The sequence below is a fragment of the Gemmatimonadota bacterium genome, assembly GCA_026706845.1.
Taxonomy (GTDB): domain Bacteria; phylum Latescibacterota; class UBA2968; order UBA2968; family UBA2968; genus VXRD01.
Genome location: JAPOXY010000171.1, coordinates 1 through 19677, shown reverse-complemented (window position 1 = coordinate 19677; position 19677 = coordinate 1). Strand labels below are relative to the sequence as shown.

Annotated in this window: 19 protein-coding genes and 1 tRNA gene; 12 read left to right on the top strand and 8 right to left on the bottom strand. The window is 49.9% G+C overall.

The genetic code is table 11. The annotated features are described in order from the left end of the window. Positions 1-5 precede the first annotated feature (5 nt). Both OXG87_15840 and OXG87_15835 read right to left on the bottom strand, forming a co-directional pair. Positions 6-1217, bottom strand: coding sequence for an ABC transporter permease (locus OXG87_15840; GenBank protein ID MCY3871020.1), 1212 nt, complete (start codon positions 1215-1217; stop codon positions 6-8). A 2-nt stretch (positions 1218-1219) separates the two neighbouring features. Beyond that, the gene (locus OXG87_15835; protein MCY3871019.1) at positions 1220-1978 is read right to left on the bottom strand and encodes an outer membrane lipoprotein-sorting protein; all 759 of its coding nucleotides are present in this window, start codon (positions 1976-1978) and stop codon (positions 1220-1222) included. Between the two features lie 48 nt (positions 1979-2026). Here OXG87_15835 and OXG87_15830 point away from each other — a divergent pair, with 48 nt between their 5' ends. Further along, positions 2027-2752 carry a nicotinate-nicotinamide nucleotide adenylyltransferase gene (locus tag OXG87_15830; GenBank protein MCY3871018.1) on the top strand — a complete coding sequence of 242 codons (726 nt, stop codon included), beginning with the start codon at positions 2027-2029 and terminating at the stop codon, positions 2750-2752. A 198-nt stretch (positions 2753-2950) separates the two neighbouring features. Here the strand turns inward: OXG87_15830 and aroQ are convergent, their stop codons facing one another. Both aroQ and accD read right to left on the bottom strand, forming a co-directional pair. Next, a complete protein-coding gene (gene aroQ, locus OXG87_15825; protein MCY3871017.1) occupies positions 2951-3403 on the bottom strand; it encodes a type II 3-dehydroquinate dehydratase in 453 nt (150 codons plus the stop codon). Continuing rightward, positions 3400-4269 (bottom strand): acetyl-CoA carboxylase, carboxyltransferase subunit beta, encoded by an 870-nt coding sequence (gene accD, locus OXG87_15820; protein MCY3871016.1) that lies wholly within the window; start codon positions 4267-4269, stop codon positions 3400-3402. The genes aroQ and accD overlap by 4 nt, the downstream gene beginning before the upstream one ends. Positions 4270-4511: 242 nt before the next feature. On the opposite strand from accD, the gene OXG87_15815 reads away from it, so the two are divergent. Then, complete coding sequence (locus OXG87_15815; protein MCY3871015.1) at positions 4512-5411, top strand: LysR family transcriptional regulator; 900 nt, start codon at positions 4512-4514, stop codon at positions 5409-5411. A 4-nt stretch (positions 5412-5415) separates the two neighbouring features. Continuing rightward, entirely contained in the window at positions 5416-6015 is a 600-nt protein-coding gene (locus OXG87_15810; protein MCY3871014.1) for an LON peptidase substrate-binding domain-containing protein, read from the top strand. Between the two features lie 60 nt (positions 6016-6075). Here OXG87_15810 and OXG87_15805 read toward each other — a convergent pair whose 3' ends face one another. From OXG87_15805 to OXG87_15795, 3 genes are all read right to left on the bottom strand, one after another. Further along, positions 6076-7068, bottom strand: a complete 993-nt coding sequence (locus tag OXG87_15805; GenBank protein ID MCY3871013.1) for a Gfo/Idh/MocA family oxidoreductase — start codon at positions 7066-7068, stop codon at positions 6076-6078. Between the two features lie 32 nt (positions 7069-7100). Next, positions 7101-8042 carry a mannonate dehydratase gene (locus OXG87_15800; GenBank protein ID MCY3871012.1) on the bottom strand — a complete coding sequence of 314 codons (942 nt, stop codon included), beginning with the start codon at positions 8040-8042 and terminating at the stop codon, positions 7101-7103. 100 nt (positions 8043-8142) lie between these two features. After that, complete coding sequence (locus tag OXG87_15795) at positions 8143-10110, bottom strand: Na+/H+ antiporter NhaC family protein (protein MCY3871011.1); 1968 nt, start codon at positions 10108-10110, stop codon at positions 8143-8145. Positions 10111-10232: 122 nt separating this feature from the next. Here OXG87_15795 and OXG87_15790 point away from each other — a divergent pair, with 122 nt between their 5' ends. Next, positions 10233-11030, top strand: a complete 798-nt coding sequence (locus OXG87_15790) for an ion transporter (GenBank protein MCY3871010.1) — start codon at positions 10233-10235, stop codon at positions 11028-11030. Positions 11031-11059: 29 nt separating this feature from the next. Next, positions 11060-11872, top strand: a complete 813-nt coding sequence (locus OXG87_15785) for a sugar phosphate isomerase/epimerase (GenBank protein ID MCY3871009.1) — start codon at positions 11060-11062, stop codon at positions 11870-11872. 75 nt (positions 11873-11947) lie between these two features. Here OXG87_15785 and OXG87_15780 read toward each other — a convergent pair whose 3' ends face one another. Then, a complete protein-coding gene (locus tag OXG87_15780; GenBank protein MCY3871008.1) occupies positions 11948-12988 on the bottom strand; it encodes a Gfo/Idh/MocA family oxidoreductase in 1041 nt (346 codons plus the stop codon). A gap of 222 nt (positions 12989-13210) precedes the next feature. On the opposite strand from OXG87_15780, the gene OXG87_15775 reads away from it, so the two are divergent. From OXG87_15775 to OXG87_15745, 7 genes are all read left to right on the top strand, one after another. Continuing rightward, on the top strand, positions 13211-13990 hold the full coding sequence (locus tag OXG87_15775; GenBank protein ID MCY3871007.1) for a phytanoyl-CoA dioxygenase family protein: 780 nt from the start codon (positions 13211-13213) through the stop codon (positions 13988-13990). A gap of 38 nt (positions 13991-14028) precedes the next feature. Then, positions 14029-15066 (top strand): tRNA preQ1(34) S-adenosylmethionine ribosyltransferase-isomerase QueA, encoded by a 1038-nt coding sequence (gene queA, locus OXG87_15770; GenBank protein MCY3871006.1) that lies wholly within the window; start codon positions 14029-14031, stop codon positions 15064-15066. A gap of 18 nt (positions 15067-15084) precedes the next feature. Continuing rightward, positions 15085-16266: a mandelate racemase/muconate lactonizing enzyme family protein gene (locus OXG87_15765; GenBank protein MCY3871005.1), complete on the top strand. Its 1182-nt coding sequence runs from the start codon at positions 15085-15087 to the stop codon at positions 16264-16266. Positions 16267-16324: 58 nt separating this feature from the next. Beyond that, positions 16325-17491 carry a 2-C-methyl-D-erythritol 4-phosphate cytidylyltransferase gene (ispD, locus tag OXG87_15760; GenBank protein ID MCY3871004.1) on the top strand — a complete coding sequence of 389 codons (1167 nt, stop codon included), beginning with the start codon at positions 16325-16327 and terminating at the stop codon, positions 17489-17491. Positions 17492-17552: 61 nt separating this feature from the next. Next, a complete protein-coding gene (locus tag OXG87_15755) occupies positions 17553-18245 on the top strand; it encodes a DedA family protein (protein ID MCY3871003.1) in 693 nt (230 codons plus the stop codon). Continuing rightward, positions 18242-19324 carry a D-alanine--D-alanine ligase gene (gene ddlA, locus OXG87_15750; protein MCY3871002.1) on the top strand — a complete coding sequence of 361 codons (1083 nt, stop codon included), beginning with the start codon at positions 18242-18244 and terminating at the stop codon, positions 19322-19324. Before OXG87_15755 ends, ddlA begins: the two co-directional genes overlap by 4 nt. A gap of 49 nt (positions 19325-19373) precedes the next feature. Beyond that, positions 19374-19449: transfer RNA gene (locus OXG87_15745), tRNA-Thr, on the top strand. The last annotated feature ends 228 nt before the right edge of the window (positions 19450-19677 follow it).

Below are 19677 nucleotides of genomic sequence, written 5' to 3'. Positions count from 1 at the left end.
AGTTCCTAATGCGTTCTCATCGCGCTGGCCGGAGCAATTCGCGCTGCTCTCAGCGCGGGAAACAGACTGACAAAAATTGCAGAGACAAGGACCGTAACTGCGGGAATTGCAAGGCTTCGCACAGTGACCGCGGCGTACATCGTCTGAAACACAATACCGCCATAGGAGAACTCTTGCGGCAGTGAGATGCCGTAGATCGACAGCAAGTAATTGAGTCCCGCACCGAACAATGCCCCAATAAAAATGCTGCCAAGCGCGATAAACGCCACTTCAGCCACCACCACTCCGAAGATCTGACCCGGCTTTGTCCCCATCGCTTTCAATACGCCGTACTCTCGCGTGCGCTCCAGCACCGACATCAGCACCGTATTCAGCACGCCAATAGCGACGATCAGCATAATAATCATGCGTCCTATAAAATCGCCCTGTCTATCGGCCTGCATCGCGCGATAAAATGATTTGGCGACAACCTGCCACGGCGACACCTCGAGCCTTGTGTCGTTGATCTGTGCCTCAATCGCCGCAGTGATTTTGGGGACGCGATCCAACGCTTCGGCGATCACGGCGATTTCATGAACGCGCCCGTCGAGCACGAGCAAGTCCTGCGCGTCATCAATATGGAGATAGCACGCCATCCGATCAGTCGCTTTATCACCGCTTTCTGCAATGCCGATAATCGTGTATAAATCATTGGCGATTGCGCCATCCGTGCCCTGTGTAACGAGCACAATTTCGCGACCAACATCCGCCTTCAGAATGCGCGCCAGCCCAACGCCGAGAATCGCTTCGCGCGCGGCGGCGTCTGAAAATATCGCCCCACTGGTGATCTTCCGATCAAACCGCGTGGCCTTCACCTCACGCCCCACATCTACGCCGATGATTTGCACCCCCATCGTCTTATCGCCCACCGAACCGAGCCCTGCCGAATAGATGCGCGGTGCCCACGCCTCAACGCCTTCAACCCCGGCAATCTTCTCGCCGATGGATTCATAACTGTCGATCACATCGTAAAGCGATGGCTTGTCGAGATAGCCCGCGCAATGCACCTGAATATGCCCGATGCGATTCCGCGTGAACATTGAAATAATATCCGAATATGCGCCATCTGACCAGCCAATAAAGACCGACGAAAGCGTGAATCCCACGATCATAGCAAGCGCAGTCAACACAGTGCGACGCCTCTGGCGAAAAATATTGCGAAATGCTATTTTGAGCATCGTCATTTCCTCTGGAGATTGCGCCGCGTGAATACATCGTCACCTATCTGTACATCAAACTCGGCCCTGAGATAGCGCATAACGGTTTTATGCCTGTCCTTGTTCTGCGGCACCATCTCCATCAAAGATGGAATCGTCTTGCCGCCAAATGACACAATCTCTTTGAAATTCAAGATCCGCATCAAATTGCCCTTCTCATCGTAGAAATGTTGCCACACCGGAATCAGATCATCTGCCCGCACAGCTGTGATGAGCTTGCCCCAAACAATCGGAGAATCTTCCTTTGGAACGAACCGGATGTAAAGATGACCCGGTTGCGCGTCATCCGGCACAATTAGATCGTAGATATAATCGTTGAGCATTGACGACTCTTTGACGAGGTCATCATTCGTAAAATCCGACCCCATCCACGACCCCATCATCATCGAGGGCGGCACTTTTATCACCTTGTTGGTCTTTGGGAGATAGTTCCACATTTCGTTGCCGATACGCAGCGTTGTAACGCCCTTTTCCTTTTTGGGCGCGTCAATGCGTATAAAAGTCTTATCCATCCCCTTTGTCCAAATCCTCAGCGACAGCGTGCGTTCCCAGTGCGGCGTAACAATCTGCATCTCCATATCCGCCACACTGGCTTTGCTGCGGTAAAGTTCGTCAATTTTTCTCACAATAGATTCCACATCCCGCTCAGATGCCAAAGGCACAACGGGATAGGCAAACAGGACCACTAAAAACAATCGGTAAATCATTTGTAATATCTTCACGTATTTCTCCTTGCCCCATACCTGCCTCTAACATAAATTTCCCTCACCATGTCCTCCCCTGAAAACTACCACATCCTCATGGATAGCCTCGATCCCCAAAATTCCCCTGTGGTGCGATTTGTACATCGAGCCGCACCTCCGCAACCCAAACATATCGGGGTACTCGACGCATCCTTCAATCCGCTCACCCTTGCCCATGAGGCACTTGTACACCATGCTCAAAATGCTTTTAACTTTGACGAAATCGTCCTCCTCCTCGCCAAAACCAATGTCGATAAAGCCCTCTTTGGTGCAGATCTGGGCCAACGCCTCGCCATGATGGTCAATTACGCGAATTCTGATACCCAGTTAGACACCTGCCTGTCAATTGCTGGATGTAGCCATGCCCGCTTTATCGACAAAGCACACGCACTCAGAGCACATTTTTCACCCGACACCCAAATCTACTTTCTCGTCGGCCACGACACCTTAATACGCATCTTTGACCCGCGCTATTACACCGACATGCCCGCCGAACTCAAAGTGCTATTTTCACTGTGCCACATTGTATCTGCCAACCGCGAAAATCCTTCTCGGGAAGTCTTTCACAGATTTATGTCACACCCCGAATGCGCGCCTTTTGCAAACCGCGTACACCCTCTTCAATTACCCCCATCCTTTGGCAATATTTCCTCTACTGAGGTACGCAACCGCATCCGAGGAGGAGATCCCATCACAGACCTCGTGCCAGAATCTGTCGCCCAATTTATTGAGGCATTTGACCTTTACAAATGAAGTAGGAAGTAAGAAGTAGGAAGGATGAAGTAGAAAGTAAGAAGTAGGAAGTAGGAATAGTGAGACGGTGTATGAAGGCGAGTGAGCGGTGTACAACTGCGCCAGCAGTTCAATCAATTAGGACTGGTCGCAGTTCCAGACCAGTTCACGATGAAGAAACACCCGCCCTGGAGTGGTGTTGGGTGGCCTTCACATTTCTCACTTCACACTTCTCACTTCATCTCGCAGCATGCCAACCAGCATCTCAAGTGCCGACACATAGCCTCGCCATCTGAACCCGGCAATAATGCCCACTGCAATTTCAGAAAACAGAGAATGCCGCCGCCATGTTTCTCGCGCGTGGATATTGGACAAATGAATTTCGACCAGTGGTAAACCCGCGTCTTCAAGCGCGTCTCGCAGCGATACGCTTGTTGTGGTCAGCCCTGCGGGATTCATAAGAATACCATCTACAGAATCGCGCATCTCCTGCACTTTTTCAACGAGAGCCCCCTCGTAATTCGAATGAAAAAACGCAATCTCGCAATCCAGTTCATCCGCCTTTTGTTCGAGATATACGTGAACCTCGTCCATTGTCACAGTACCGTAATGCTCTGCTTTGCGCCGCCCCAACATGTTGATATTGGGACCTTGTAAAACGAGAATCTTCATGAAGTAACCTCTGGGGGCTCTTTACTCAACATCTCAATCAACTGAGACAGGGTAGCTCTCATTTTATCTCGAGAAACAATCATATCGACAAAACCGTGTTCGAGCACTTGCTCCGCGCGCTGTGCTTGCCGCAGAGCTTCCATCTCGGAGGCACTCACAGAAGACCCCGTAATACGCGATCCCGTAAATCCGATCAACGCATTTGGCTCGGCGATATTGATATCGCCAATTGACGCATAACTGGCATTTACACCGGCTGTTGTGGGGTCTATCAAAACGGAAATAAACAGCAGTCCCGAATCTGAAAATTGCGATAACTTGGCATTGACTTTCGCCATTTGCATCAGCGAAAAAATACTCTCTTGCATACGCGCGCCGCCGGACCGGCACACAATAATTAGCGGTGATTGATCGCGCATACATCGATCAATCACCCGACAAATTCGCTCTCCTTCAGCTGAACCGAGTGACCCCCCCATAAAACCAAACTCATGTACGGCAATGCCCACAGGCGCACCATTAACCTTACCCACACCAGCCAACACAGCGGCATCCATATTGGTGCGTTTGCGATACTCCTTGAGCCGATCGGGATAGGGCTGTAGATCGACAAATGTGAGCGGATCGGTCGATTTGACCTCACGACCTATTTCTTCAAACGAATCTTCATCGAGTACAGCGGCGATATATTCGGCACTGGATATGCGAAAGTGATGTTTGCAATGCGGACAAATACCTGTATTTTGCTCGAGTTTCTTTCGGTAAACTATTTGTTCACACCGCTCGCACTTGACCCAGATATTTTCGGGCATACGCTTGCTCACGAGCGTCCGAATGCCAGATTTGAGCTTATTAAACCAGTTCATAAGCGATCTCCATATAGCGATAACAAATTGAAGTATAAGATGTTCTGGCGTTTTTTACAAGGGCAAATCCAAAACCAGCATTCTATCAGCGGTTCCCTTCTATACATCTTCAGAATGTGAAATATTTTATTTAACCAGTTTTTCTATTGACATAGTTTCAATTTTCTTATAGATTTGCTGTTCTAATTTATGCCCTCTCGCAATTTCATATCCTCTTATAATTTTAGCGCAGGAGAAAGCCCTTGCTGATTACAAGTTTGAAAGTTTTCTGTGACCTGATCGAAACGCAGAGTTTTTCCAAAACTGCTGTCCTTAATTCCGTCACCCAATCCGCGGTAAGCCAACAACTCAAAAGCATTGAAAAACGCCAGGGAAAACAACTCATCGAACGGGTCGAAAAAAGACGCCTGACACTCACTGCAGAAGGCGAAATTTTTTACTCTTATGCCCGAGACATTGTCCGGCGCTACGAAGAAATGGAACACCGCATCCAGGCTCTGGGAGGGGTAGTTTCGGGAACTGTTCGTCTGGCATCTATTTACAGCGTGGGAATGCTCGAACTCACACCCTTTCTCAAAACCTACCTCAAAGCCTATCCCCGGGTTAATTTCCGTCTCCAATACGATCAGGTAAATAAAATTTATGACGATGTTGCCAATGGCGAAGTCGATTTGGGCATTGTGCCTTATCCCCGCACCCAGCGCAATGTAGATGTAATGCCCTTTTCACAGGATAAGATGGTCGTGACCATGCATCCCGATCACGCATTGGCCTCTCGAAATGCATTCTTGCCGCAAGAACTCAACAAATTTCCTCTGGTCCTCTTCACCCCCGAAACCCCAACGCGGCGCGCCATTGATCAGTTCTTAAAAAAACACAAAATACGCCCCGATATCGTCATGGAGCTCGATCACATAGCACCCATCAAACACGCAGTAGAAGTCGATATTGGCATCTCTATTTTGCCACTCAATTCCATCGAGCAAGAAATCGCGCGCAAAACCCTTTCATATCTACACTTCGTAGATCGAGATTTTGACCGTCCATTGGGCGTCCTCTTTCGCAAAGGACGCAGTTTGTCAATCGCCACCCAAAAATTGCTCGATATTCTCTTAGACAGCGGTCAAAAAACCGCCTCCTGACCCAATGGAACTTCCCCTCTTCCCCCTCGACATGGTGCTGCTGCCACACCGGCGTGTCCCCTTGCACATCTTTGAAGAGCGATACAAACAAATGATCGGTGAATGCCTTGACAACGACACCGAATTTGGTCTTGTATGGGGAACAGACAACGATTTTAATGACATCGGATGCGCGGCGCGTGTTGTCGGCCTGCTCAATCGCTTTCCCGATGGCCGAATGAACATCCTGATTGAAGGAACGCACCGCTTTCGCGTTATCCAGCAATACGATATCCATCCGTATATATCGGGCTTTGTAGAAGACGTAGAAGACGACGATGAAGCCTTTGACATCGCTTTGGGAAACCGCGCCAAAAAACTCTATTCCGAAGCCATGAAGCTCTCATCGGGCTGGATATCGCCCCAAATACCCGCCATGGAACTGGGTACACTCTCATACATCCTCGCATCAAACCTCACCTTATCCCTCGATGAACAGCAAGCACTTCTGGAAAGCACCTCACCTAATGAACGCCTTAAAACTGTGTCCAACGCGCTCGAAAAGTCACTCGTCACCCTGCGCGAAGTAAAACGCCGGACACGTGGAAATGGACACCTGTTGTAAAACCCAATAACAAAAAGGGCGGGATATATCGCATCCCGCCCTTTTCTTAATAATTACATCTCATCCGATTTGCGAATCGTAAATCGCATCGACCAATTCCATAGATTTTGCCGCATCTTCAAAATTTGTTTCGGGTTGTTGGCCTGTTTTTACGCAATCGATAAAATGGCGATTGATGGCATAAGCTCCAAAAGCGACATGTGGCTTCTCGCTTTCGCTCAGCGTCCAGGGATCGAGCGTGTGCACGGGTTCGACTTTGCCATCGGCAAATACCTGCCCGCCCTCTTCGGGATCGCCAAACATCGAAATACCCGTCGAATGCACTTCCACCGTAAACATCCGACGTCCCATCATATAACAATTTTGTAGCACACCTGTTGCGCCAGATGAAAACTTCACCAGAGCTGTGTGCATATTTCTAAACGTGGCATCCAATCGCCGCACATCGCTCGCCACGGCTTCTACTTCTCCACCGCACAAATATCGCAGCGTATCCACCGCGTGAATACCATCGCAGGTCAGTTTTTCCAGCGCGCCCTTGTAAATGGGTTGCCCGCCCACTTCATTTTTATAAAAATACGACGCTGCGCTGTGCACCGGCCCATTTTCTTCGCATATTTCTCTTCCTGTGCGGATCACCGGCGCAAACCGCCTCTGGAATGTCACGCCCGTAATCACATTGTTCTTTTTTGCCAACAACGCCATCTGTTTGGCCTGTTCAGTCGTTACTGAAGGTGGTTTTTCAATGATGATATTAACGCCCATCTCCATAATATTTGCTGCCAGATCGTATATGTGATGCGGTGGCATAATCGCATAAACCACATCGGGTTTTTCCCGTTCGATCATCGTCACATAATTGGTATATCGCGCGGGAATATCGTATTCCCCCGCCACCTCGATCATACGCACTTCATTTAACTCACACACAGCCACCATTTTGACATCGTCCATATCGTTCAGCGAGGGATAGTGTACACTGCGCGACCGTCCTCCCGCACCGATCATGGCAACCTTGACAATCTTCTGAGAACTCGCCATCTTCTTTCCCATATTGCTCTCCTTTTAAAGTCCTCTCACCTTCCTCAATAAACCGCCTGAATCAACGCGCGCATGTACCCCACGGCAAACGCACGCCCTGCCCACTCAGTACCCGATTGCCAGAACCTGGGGGTGTGGTCCATCATAAACGGGCCATTAAACCCCACCTCCTTGTAGGTTTGCATCGCCTCGTGCATATCGTTTTGCCCTTCATCGATAAACACCTCTCGAAAACTTCTCGGCGTACCCTGAATATCTCGAAAATGCACGTACACAATTTTGTCCCGACCGCCAATACCGCGGATCGCTTCGCAAACATCTTCGCCCATTTCAGCCACGCAACCCTGGCAAAATAGCATGGCATTACACGGGCTGGGAACAAGGTCAAAGATGCGATGATATTGCGCCAATGTCGATACAATACGAGCGGCTCCACCCATCGGTTCGGGAATCGGCGGATCATCCGGATGCAATGCCATCCTCACGCCGTATTCCTCGGACACGGGTATCACGCGCTTCAAAAAGTATTCGATATTTTCCCACATGCCAGCTTCTGAAATTACTTTGTCGGGAACATACACGCGCTCGCGCGCCCATTCGTCGTAATCAAACGTGCTGTATTTGACGCCACCGCGCCCCGTCGCCGATTCCGTGCGAAAATTGCCAATCGGCTTAAAATTGTATCCCAAAGTGGGTATCCCGGCCTCACCCAGATTGCGAATAAACATACACCAGGCATCAATTTTCTCATCCCGGTCTTCCAGACCCAGAGTAAATTCATCCCAGCCATAGCTGGCGGCATTCCTCAAAATTAGACCGTGATCGGCTGCTCTATCTCGCACCTCTTCCCAGTACGCACGGCGATCTTTGCCATCGCGCATATCCATTGACGGATTAATCGTCAGATAGTCAACCCCAATCGCTTTGAGAAAACTCAGCGATTCATCGTTCACCTGCTCGTAGTGCAACTGCTCCTGAATAATCATAGTAGCCTCCATATGAAATCTCAAACCCACAAAAAACACGCGACAGGGCATGCATGAATCACTTGGAAATAGAAGTCAAGAAAACAATAGAGTGCAGACACTAAAACCGACTGGGAGACTGGATGGACTCATCCGGATTCTTACCTATGGCGAGAAGGATTATTGGAATAGTGATCAGTCCCAAAATAAGACCAACCCAACCCGGATAAATCAGCGCCGTCCCCAGATAGCCCAAAATGCCCGCGACACTCATCGTCGTAAGCGCGTAGGGGAGTTGTGTTTTAACGTGATCCAGGTGATCACAAGACGATGCGATACTCGCCATCACCGTAGTATCGCTAATAGGCGAGCAATGGTCGCCAAAAATCGCCCCATCGAGCACAGCCGCGGCTGCCAGAATCGTCAGCGGCAGTCCCCCCAACGCATGTGCGAGCGGAACAACCGTAGGAATGAGAATCGCCATAGTCGTCCAGGACGTGCCAATTGAAAATGCAACAAGAGCGGCGAGCAGAAAAATCAGCAGAGGCAGCAGACCTGGAGAAATAAGTGGAGAAAGTGCCGCGGTGAGATAAGTTGACGTACCCGCATCTGCACAGACCTCTTTGATCGCCCAGGCGAGAATCAGAATAACAATCGCATACCACACGCCGACAATACCGCGCGCCCATGTCGAGACAGCATCCCCCACAGAAATAATCCGCGAACCCGTTTCAACATGCCTGCGCGTAATAGCTATCGCTATCGCAAGCGCGGAACCGAGCATCGCCGCCACAAAAAGAACCTGCGCGGTATTGGCATTTGAAAAACACGCACTCCAAAACGCGCTACTCATCAAGCCAGAATCCCGCCGCGCAGCGAGAACCCGCTCGTGATCCCACGTATCAAAAGCCATTCCCCCAATAACGCACACAATAACGAGAAGCACGGGTAAAACAGCCGCCCACCACACGGGATAAACACCCTCAACAGGCCCAATTTCATCCTGTGCGCGTCCGGTCATTGGCGTCGCGCCCGGGCGCATCACCTGACCCGTTGTTTGTGCGCGGCGTTCGGCGGCGAGCATGGGGCCATAATCGCGGCGAAGATAAGCCGAAAGCAACACAAAAGAGAGCGTGAGCAAACAGTAAAAACGCAAAGGCAGAGCATTAAAAAAAAGCTGGTATCCCGACAGCCCGGTCTTGAGATCGATCATCAAATCCTGAAAAAGGCTGACTTCGTATCCAATCCACGTACTGATAATCGCAATGCCCGCGATAGGGGCTGCTGTTGAATCGACAATATACGCGAGTTTTTCCCGCGATACTCTAAATCGGTCCGCTATCGGACGCAAAGTAGAACCCACGACAATAGAATTTGCATAATCGTCAAAAAAGATAGCAAGCCCCATAAAAAATGCCGCCAACCGCGTTGAACGCGCGCCCTCGGCACGTCGGGCGAGCACATTGGCAATGCCGAGATTGCCACCCGAAAGCGTGGTAACGCGCACCATACCGATAAGCCCTGCGGTAAACGCGAGAATATAGAGCTGAAACGAACTTTCCAAAGGCGTCCAAACATAGTCAATCAGGGACTTTTGCAGCGCAACAACCGGCAAATAATAAAGGGACTCTCCCAGCGACGCGAGAAATCCCCCAGCGAGAATAGAAAGCGAAAGCCCCAGAATAAGACGCCCACTGATAATAGCCACCAGAATCGCAGCGACAGGAGGAAAAAGACTCCACGCCGTAACCGGCGACAAAACCTCTCCGCGTTCATTAGAACCGCGCACAGCAACGAGGTGATAACCCTCGGAGATTGCCACGCCGCGAAATACAATCCCTTCACCCTCAGCAGACGCATCAGGCCGACGACCTCGTGCTTCGGCAAAAGCCTTCTGCAACATGCGATCCGCATCTGGCGATAGCATCCACGGATGCTCGCCGAACTGTTCCCCCAATTTGGGAATCGCAGTCAACAATTGCTCGTGTAAAACGCGCTCCCGGTTTCCCGGCAAAACGCTTACCAGAACCACCGCAAGAATAAGCGCAAAAATAACCCGGACAATTGGATTTTTTAAAAGATCAGACAAATAAACCTCCTGCGCTGTGAGACAGCTCAAATTATTCTCTGTCTTCTTTTTTCTTTTCACCTCTTAATATTCACTTGTAAAGATCACAAAACAATTCTATTTTGGAGCGGGAGGTAAACGCGATGACCGCAAAAACACACTTGTATGCAATCCTGGAAAAAGCCGAAGAAGGGGATCTGCTGAGCCGCATAGTTGATCTTTTTATAATCACCCTCATCGTCCTGAATGTGACAATGGTCATACTCGAAACCGTCGAGGGAATTAATGAAACTTATGGCGAATTTATCGAGCTTTTTGAAACTGTATGCGTGCTGATCTTCACCGTTGAATACCTGCTGCGTATCTGGTGTTGCACCGCAGATACAAGATTTGCGCGCCCCCTGACTGGGCGGTTGGCATTTATGCTGACGCCTCTGGCGCTGATTGATTTCATCGCAATATTTCCCTATTACGTCTTCTTGCTCGTAACAATACCGCCCGAATACACGCTGCCCCTGCGCTTGTTGCGATTATTTCGCCTGCTCAAAGTGGGCCGCTATTCGCATTCAATGCAAATGTTTGGCCGGGTAATATGGCAAAAACGCCATGAACTTTATATCGTAGCATTTGCATTGACGCTCTTATTGGTCATTGTATCCAGCTTGATGTATTTTGTCGAACACTATGCACAACCCGAAGCCTTTTCGAGTATTCCAACAACCATGTGGTGGGGAATAGTAACCCTGACAACCGTGGGCTATGGCGATGTCTTTCCCATAACGCCATTGGGCAAATTCCTGGGGGCAATAATTGCCGTACTCGGCGTTGGGATGTTCGCCTTACCCGCTGGCATCTTGAGTTCTGGATTTGTCGAAGCCATGCAGGAATCTCGCGAAAACAAATGCCCGCATTGCGGGAAAGACATTAACAATCACGGGTGAACAATCCAGATAAAATAAGGAAGGAGTAAATGATGGAACTGGTCATTGGCAGCACAACGCGGCCTCTCAACGCCCTGTCATTTGCAGAGGCGTGTGAACACATCGCAAGCGCGGGATACACAGACGTAGCTGTATTTGCACACGATGGAGTTATACCCGTAAATAATGAAAGCAGTGCCGCGCAAATTGCAGCCACCAAAAAAGCTGCTGCCCAGGCAGGCGTCACCCCATCCATGTTGCTCGGCAGAGCGATGTTGGACCTCGGCGTGGATGGTGCAGCAGATGCGTATAAACAATTATTGGATAACGCCGCCGAACTCGGCGCAAAGTGGATATTGGAATTGGGAACGGGCAAAAAAGAATATTACGGCATATATCCCGAAGTCATGCGCCGTGCAGCCGAACACGCGGAAACCTTAGACTTGGGCATTTCCCTCAAGCCACACGGGGGCATCAGCCTGACAGCAAAAGAATTGATCGATCTGTATCACCAGATCAATCACCCCGCATTTGCGGTAAGCTATGACCCGGGCAACATCATTCACTACACGCGCGGCGAAGTGCGCCCAGAGCAGGAAGTGGATGATATTGCAAAATACACCTCAACGGCGATTATAAAAGATTGTGCATTGGACTCTGAGAACAACCCCAATGTGCAGACCACAGCAGGAGATGGTGAAGTCGATTTTCACCGCATCTTATCCGGACTAACCGGTGGGGGATTCACAGGTCCTCTCTACGTAGAATGCGTCGGATCCAAAACGCCAGAAGGTATCGACCGCGACCTCGCATTCACGCTCGGATATATCAGGGGAATCTTGTCGAGCATAGGGTGTTGCTAATAGGTGAGAAACGACCAATTCAAAGCCCCCCGCAACAGTGTTACGGGGGGCTTTTTTACGTTGGTAAGCTCAGGATTACAATCCAAGGTCCGAAACATAATCTGCGATTCTCTTCGGCTGCCCATCCAGCGTCGTCTCCATTGCGGCGATGACCATAGCATACGAAATAATATTTTTTTCAATGCGCGTCTCAGAAGGCGGTCCTCCGTCGAGCCAATTGAGAAACTCATCAAAGAGATGATCGTGCCCTTCCCATTCAATCTCAGGCGCTTCATAAACCTCTGACTCTTGCCCAACGCGGTGAATAGTTACGGTAGCGCCTTCGGAAATTTCGACCGTCCCCTCTTCAAATTCGGCGCGATAGTGTTCCCGATGCCAGCAGTTGGTAATACCCGCCGCTGAGCTATTACCCTCGTAAAACGTATGTGTGCCATTGTCCATATTCACGAGATACATCCCGCTCGAATGGTGATCAAAACTCGACCATTCGGGATTCCAGCCAAAACCCATAAGCGTATCGGGATCGCCACCCGAAAGAAAACGCAACATGTCAAAATGATGCACTGAGCCTTCAAAGAGAAGACCAAATTCCATCGTATGCCGCCAGGCTTTGCCCCACGACTCAAATTCTCGGTAATCGCAGGCATAGCGCCCAACAATATGCTGGAGACGACCGAGGCGGCCCTCATCGCGAATGCGAACGAGTTCCTGCTTGTTTCGGGCATAGCGATAATTTTGAATAATGGCGCAGGGCAAGCCCGTCTTTTGAGCAGCGCGAACCATGTCTTTGGCCGCATCGAGCGTATCTGCAATCGGCTTCTCGGATATCACGGGCATGCCCGCCTCAAGCGCAGCAACCGTTGCCGGCGCGTGAAACGGCGGCGGTGTTGCCACACCACAAAAATCGGCTTTGACAGCGGACACAGCATCTTCGTGTGAGGTAAAAAGTTGATCATTAGACAGACCGAGTGCCTGCGCCTGACGATCCAGCACCTCCTGATTGACATCGACGAGACCGATAATTTTGATGCGATCTCCAAATTTTTGCGTCATGCGATTGATCCAGCCCCCAGCCATACCACCACCACCCACCATAAGACACGTTTTAACTGCCATAGCACACTCCTGTTATTTGGAAAAAAAGAAACGGCGTGATACACACCGTTTCTTTGCGTAAAATAATAAGGCACGGCAAAATATAATACCACCTACCTGATTTTGCAACTGAGCATTTGCTGGTCTTTCTCCTTGCGTCCAAAGTCGAAATCTAATATAGTCCAATCAATATAATACCCCAGGACACTATACCACAGCATCTAAAAACAACAGGAGGATATTATGGAGGACCTTGAAACACAACAATACCTGCTCGACTTGCAGGGCTACCTCGTCGTTGAAAACGTCTTAACTGCTGACGAAGTAGCAACACTCAATGAACTATTTGACCAACAAAAACTGCCCCCACCGGGCGAAACGCAGCGATTTGGTAGCGCGCCAGACGGGCCGGGCTTTCTGCAATGGGGAAAACCCTTTTGCGACCTCCTCGATCACCCTCAAATTATGCCCATATTGCGCTTCCGATTGGGCGACTGCTTTCGCCTGGATCGCCTCTATGGCATGTACATGAAAGCGGGCATGGGAAGAGGGCGTCTGCACGCCGACTACGGCGCCATGTCGCCCATTTCGGGATCAATGCCAGGCAAATACTTTAATTTTCCCAAACACGAGATCACCGACGGATTCATGGTCGTGGCGTGGAGTCTCACAGACGCGGGACCAGACCACGGGGGATTCTGCTGCATTCCCGGTAGCCACAAAAGCAACTACCGATTGCCACAAAAGATATTCGACGCCCCCGAAAAATCGCCCCTTATAATCATTCCACAGGCACCCGCTGGCTCTGCTATTTTATTTACCGAAGCTCTAACGCACGGGACATCGGCCTGGTACAGCAAGCACGAACGCCGCTCTCTCCTTTACAAATATTGCGTAGCGCACACAGCCTGGAGACCCAATCGCGTCCAACCGCCAACCAACACAGAACTGACACCGCGCCAGCAGATTCTCTTCAGAGAGCCAGCAGAACCCCATCGTCACTTTCCATCGCTCTTTGAGTGATACGATTGCCATATTCTCACTTTTTTAAAATTCGTCCAGTGAAACGTTCTGATTTTTATTACGAACTGCCCAATCACCTGATCGCACAATACCCAACGGCTGAGCGCGATGAGTCGCGTTTAATGGTAGTAAATCGCGCATGTCGCGAGATTGAACATCGAATATTTCGAGAATTGCCCAACTTTTTGCGTGCAGGCGATTGTCTGGTATTGAACGAAACACGGGTATTTCCCGCACGCTTAAAGGGATACCGGCCAATCACCAGAGGCGCAGTAGAACTTTTGCTCCTGCATCCCAATGGCGATAGCTGGGAAGCAATGGCACGGCCCGGGCGGAGATTGCGAATTGGGGCTGAAATTGCTTTTGAAGGATCTGACCTGATTGCCATTGTCGAAGATGTACTCGATTCGGGCAACCGCCGCGTTCGGTTCGAAGGCAAAGGATCGCTTGACGAACTGTTAAAAACGCATGGCCATGTACCATTGCCACCCTATATTCGCCGAGAAGATCGCGCTTCTGATAAAGAGCGGTATCAGACGGTCTATGCGCGCGTGCGCGGATCGGTCGCAGCCCCCACTGCAGGGCTTCATTTTACCCCCGACCTGTTGACAAAAATTGAAGCATTGGGCATAAGTTTAGCGCGAATCCTGCTACATGTAGGGCCGGGAACATTCAAACCCGTGAAAACAGACGATGTGCGCGATCACAAAATGGATGCGGAATTTTGGAAAATCGATGAAAGCGCAGCAGAAACCGTCAACCGATGCCGGGCAAATGGCGGTCGCATCATCGCAGTGGGAACGACATCGGTGCGAACACTTGAATCCGCAGCAGTAAAAATCGGGGCGAATTGGCAACTAAAATCCGGCTCGGACTGGACGCATACCTTTATCTATCCGCCCTACAATTTTCAATTGGTAGATGGTCTAATCACAAACTTCCATCTGCCAGAATCCACTTTACTCATGCTCGTCGCTGCATTCATGGGGCGCAATTTTGCGATACGGGCATACCGGGAAGCCGTACGCGAAGCCTATCGGTTTTACAGTTACGGCGATGCAATGGTGATATTATAGCGAATAAGGAGCACCCCCTTGAAAATCAAAAATTACGAAACTTATGTGCTGGGAACGCCCTGGCGCAATTTGACGTATTTATTTATCGAACTGGAAGACGGCACGCGCGGGGTTGGTGAAGCGCGCGTCCTGGGCAAAACGCACACTGTGCTGGAATTTCTGAAAGATACCAGACGTCACTTTATCGGGCACAGTGTGTACGATATAGAGGACCTGTATTGCCGATTTACACTCCACGATTTCGGTGTGCCCGGTGAAGTTGTGATGACGGGGCTGGCACTCGTAGAGATGGCGTGTTGGGATTGCATTGGCAAATTGACCAATCAGCCCGTGTACAATCTGATCGGCGGCAAAACCATTGAACGCGTGCCCGCTTATGCAAATGGTTGGTACACAGTGGAGCGTTCGCCAGAAGAATATGCCAGAGCAGCTCAAAAAGTGATTGACCGTGGATATATTGGTCTAAAATTCGATCCATTTGGAAATGGCAACCTGGAACTGACGCGCGACGAATTTTTCAAATCCGTTGAATTGATCGAAGCCGTACATTCCGTCGTGGGTGACCGCGTACAAATATTTGTGGAAATGCACGGTCGGTTTGCAGCGCATCAGGCCATCGAAATCGCCAAAGCAATTGAACACCTGCATCCGGGATGGATTGAAGAACCGACGCGCCCAGAAGATTTGGGTGCATTGACCAAAGTAGCGCAACATACATCCATCCCAATAGCAACTGGAGAAAGACTTTACAAAGCCGCGGAATTTAGAGACCTGTTCCCCATGCGGGTCGTGGATATCATCCAGCCGGATTTGAACCAGTGTGGCGGCCTGCTGGAAACCAAGAAAATCGCCTCAACGGCTGAAACCTACAACGTGATGGTCGCACCGCACAACGTCGGCGGAATTATCACCACCGTTGCGACCCTTCACCTGATGGCAACTCTCCGCAATGGCAAAGTACTCGAACATTTTAACGATTTTGCAGATGAGCACGTCAAACGCGCGGGAACACCGTACCCCGAAGTCGTAGATGGTCATTTCGAATTGCCCGGAGGTCCTGGCTGGGGCGTAGAGATCGACATCGACTTCTTACGACAGCACGACGGCGACAAAATAGACGGCATATACGCCGATCCCGGCCTGAACATGTTTGTCAACGCCGACTGGGCCAGACGGGAACAGGATCAGTATAATACATAGGCGCAAAAAGGCAGGGGTTGGACGGTTGGGACTGAACGCTAAAATCTGAAAGCTTATCATGAACTACGCCATCATTCTCGCTGCTGGGTCGGGAAAGCGAATGGGCACGCATATCCCCAAGCAATTTCTCGACCTTGCCGGACGTCCCGTATTGGCCTGGACATTGACCGCATTTGAACGCGCAGACCGCATTGACCGCGTTGTGCTGGTCGTGGGGCGTGAAGACATCGATACTTGTCGAGAACAATTCGGAAAGAAAAAATTCTCCAAAGTCGTCGAAGTGATCGCTGGCGGTGCAGAACGGCAGGATTCTGTGGCATGTGGGCTACAGGCGATACCTCAAGATGCCGACGTAGTTGCTATCCACGATGGCGCACGGGCTTATGTAACGCCCGCAGAAATCAATGCCGTAGTTCTGGCAGCCGCTAAAAGCGGTGCCGCTGTTTTGGGCACACTGGTAACAGATACGGTAAAACGCGTGCAGGGCGATCAAGTCGTAAAAACTCTGGACAGATCGGCATTGCGGGCCGTGCAAACGCCCCAGGCATTTCGCCGCGATGTGATCTTCCGCGCCCATCGTGCCGCACGCGAATCGGGATATCTGGGTACAGATGACACGGCTCTGGTAGAGCGTTTGGGAGAAGCCGTAACCATTGTGCCCGGGCGATCGGACAATATCAAAATTACATCGCCAGAAGACCTAGACATGGGTTTGCACATTTTAGAACAACGAGGCGAAGTGACACCGACATTGCGAATAGGTCAGGGCTATGATGCACATCAACTCGCGGAGGACCGTGCGTTAATTTTGGGCGGCGTACATATTCCCCACGAAAAAGGATTGCTGGGCCACTCAGATGCAGATGTATTGACCCATGTCGTCATCGATGCCTTGTTGGGCGCCCTGGTTGCTGGCGACATTGGTCAGCTCTTTCCCGATACAGACGCCGCGTACAAAGATATCTCGAGTCTCACATTGCTGGCGCGCGTAACTCACATCCTGAAAGAATCACACGCGCAGGTGCTCAATGTGGATGCAACCGTGATGGCGCAACGCCCAAAGCTATCGTCGTACATTGAACAAATGCGCGAAAACATGGCGCGCGCATTGGAAGTGTCGGTTGATCTCATATCGGTAAAAGCAACCACAACCGAATACATGGGTTTTGTCGGACGCGAAGAAGGCATATCAGCACAGGCGGTAGCGTTAATAAAAAAATATTGACTTATCGCGCAGTTTATTCAAAAATCTAATCGCCTCGGGTATCACATCTAAAGGATACAAATTGGAGTACTTTGCTGAACTCTGGAATTCGTTTTTCGCCTACTTTACTGAACTCTGGGATTCTTTTCTCATCTACTTTACTGAACTCTGGGATTCTTTTCTCGCCTATTTGAGAGACCAACCGCCAGGGTGGATTTACTTTTTTTTGTTTCTGGGTGCTTTTTTAGAGAACATAGTGCCTATCATTCCGGGTGATACCCTGATTGTATTCGGCGCGTATTTGGCTGGCATTGGAATAATCGCTGTTTGGCCTGCGTATTTTGTAATGTGGATAGGCAGTGCAGTGGGCTGCTTGCTCCTTTACGCCATCGCATTTGTAAAAGGGCGATCGTTCTTCTTACGGCTCAATATAAAGTTCTTAAATGAAGAAAATCTGCACCGCACCGAAACATGGTTCAATCGCTATGGCGACAAAATCGTCATTTTCAACCGATTTTTGCCCGCCGTGCGGATATTTGTCGGCATTGTGGCCGGCATTAGCCAGATGCACCCCCTGCGTATGACGCTTTACGTGTTATTTGGCACATTATTGTGGAATAGTCTGCTGATCTACTTTGGCTTTACGGTCGGCGAAAACTGGCAAATCGTAGTCGCTGTACTGAAAACTTATAATCGCATACTGGCAATTTTAATGGTTGTGGGCATACTCGGATTCTGGTGGTGGCGACGAAAAAAAAATCAGAGAGAAAAATGAAAAAGACCCGCGTGGGAATACTATTTGGTGGAAAATCAGCAGAGCACGAAGTATCACTACAATCTGCGCGCAACATCATCGACGCGATTGACAAGACCAAATACGAAGTCGTGCCAATAGGAATCGACAAATCGGGCCAATGGTTCTTAAACGAAGCCGAACAACTATTGCCCGAAGCCAATACAGAAGGACTTTCCGACGCAGATCAAAACGCACTGATTACGTTGATGCCAGAAGGGCGCGGTGAACTCGTGGGACAGTCTGCGTCCGACTCGGTCGATGTGGTCTTTCCCGTCTTGCACGGCCCCCTGGGAGAAGACGGTACAGTACAGGGATTTTTGAGATTGGCCGATGTCCCCTATGTGGGTGCCGATGTACTCGGCTCTGCTGTGGGGATGGACAAAGACGTGATGAAACGCTTGTTGCGCGATGCCAATATTCCCGTTGCCGCGTGGCGAACAGTACTTCAGTTCCAGTTGGAAAGTTTGGATGTAGATGATGTGATTTCAGAACTGGGATTGCCCCTATTTGTAAAGCCCGCAAATCTGGGTTCATCGGTCGGCGTGAGTAAGGTACACGACAAAAGCGCGCTAATCCCCGCGTTGGAAGAGGCATTTCGATACGACAAGAAAGTACTGATCGAGGCTTTTGTCGAAGGACGAGAAATCGAATGTTCGGTATTGGGCAATGAAACGCCCATTGTCTCAATCCCCGGCGAGATCTTGCCCCAGCACGAGTTTTATTCCTACGAAGCGAAATATCTTGATGAAAAAGGCGCAATCTTGCACATTCCCGCTGATTTATCCGAAGAAGCTGTAAAGCAGGTACAGGCCCTTGCCATTCGCACATTTCAAATCCTGTGCTGTGAGGGCATGGCACGCGCGGATTTCTTTCTCAAAAATGACGGCACCTTTGTCGTAAATGAAATCAATACCATTCCCGGCTTTACGCGGATCAGCATGTATCCCAAACTGTGGGAGGCCAGTGGCATATCTTATTCGGAATTGATTGATCGCCTCATTCAACTGGGCATCGAACGCTACGAACGCGAGCAAAAACACAAGACATCGTTTTTCTAAAAGGTAAGAGTTGCCAAAAATCGCCCGCTTGTATATCTTTGACGGACCAGCCGCCCTAGCTCAGCTGGTAGAGCACCTGATTTGTAATCAGGCGGTCAGCGGTTCGAGTCCGCTGGGCGGCTCCACAACTTGTGCTGACACGATTTTAGTCAGTAAAAACAACGGGTTATGACAATATGTCGTAACCCGTTTTGCATGATGCCCTTCAAATGCACACATGCACTGCCCCGTGAAACACTCTTGTTCTCAGAATATCATGCCATATATTGCATCTCAAAAAAAGGAGAATAGTTTCGATGGTAGGAACGGGAACAACGGAAATATTCATCACATTTTTATTGGCGATCACAGGA

Coding starts and splice junctions, on each gene's coding strand:
- OXG87_15775 (MCY3871007.1), top strand. CDS start 13,211: ATGGAGGACCTTGAAACACAACAATACCTGCTCGACTTGCAGGGCTAC.
- OXG87_15790 (MCY3871010.1), top strand. CDS start 10,233: ATGACCGCAAAAACACACTTGTATGCAATCCTGGAAAAAGCCGAAGAA.
- OXG87_15780 (MCY3871008.1), bottom strand. CDS start 12,988: ATGGCAGTTAAAACGTGTCTTATGGTGGGTGGTGGTGGTATGGCTGGG.
- aroQ (MCY3871017.1), bottom strand. CDS start 3,403: ATGAAGATTCTCGTTTTACAAGGTCCCAATATCAACATGTTGGGGCGG.
- OXG87_15840 (MCY3871020.1), bottom strand. CDS start 1,217: ATGCTCAAAATAGCATTTCGCAATATTTTTCGCCAGAGGCGTCGCACT.
- OXG87_15785 (MCY3871009.1), top strand. CDS start 11,060: ATGATGGAACTGGTCATTGGCAGCACAACGCGGCCTCTCAACGCCCTG.
- OXG87_15805 (MCY3871013.1), bottom strand. CDS start 7,068: ATGGGAAAGAAGATGGCGAGTTCTCAGAAGATTGTCAAGGTTGCCATG.
- OXG87_15830 (MCY3871018.1), top strand. CDS start 2,027: ATGTCCTCCCCTGAAAACTACCACATCCTCATGGATAGCCTCGATCCC.
- ispD (MCY3871004.1), top strand. CDS start 16,325: ATGAACTACGCCATCATTCTCGCTGCTGGGTCGGGAAAGCGAATGGGC.
- ddlA (MCY3871002.1), top strand. CDS start 18,242: ATGAAAAAGACCCGCGTGGGAATACTATTTGGTGGAAAATCAGCAGAG.
- accD (MCY3871016.1), bottom strand. CDS start 4,269: ATGAACTGGTTTAATAAGCTCAAATCTGGCATTCGGACGCTCGTGAGC.
- OXG87_15800 (MCY3871012.1), bottom strand. CDS start 8,042: ATGATTATTCAGGAGCAGTTGCACTACGAGCAGGTGAACGATGAATCG.
- OXG87_15810 (MCY3871014.1), top strand. CDS start 5,416: ATGGAACTTCCCCTCTTCCCCCTCGACATGGTGCTGCTGCCACACCGG.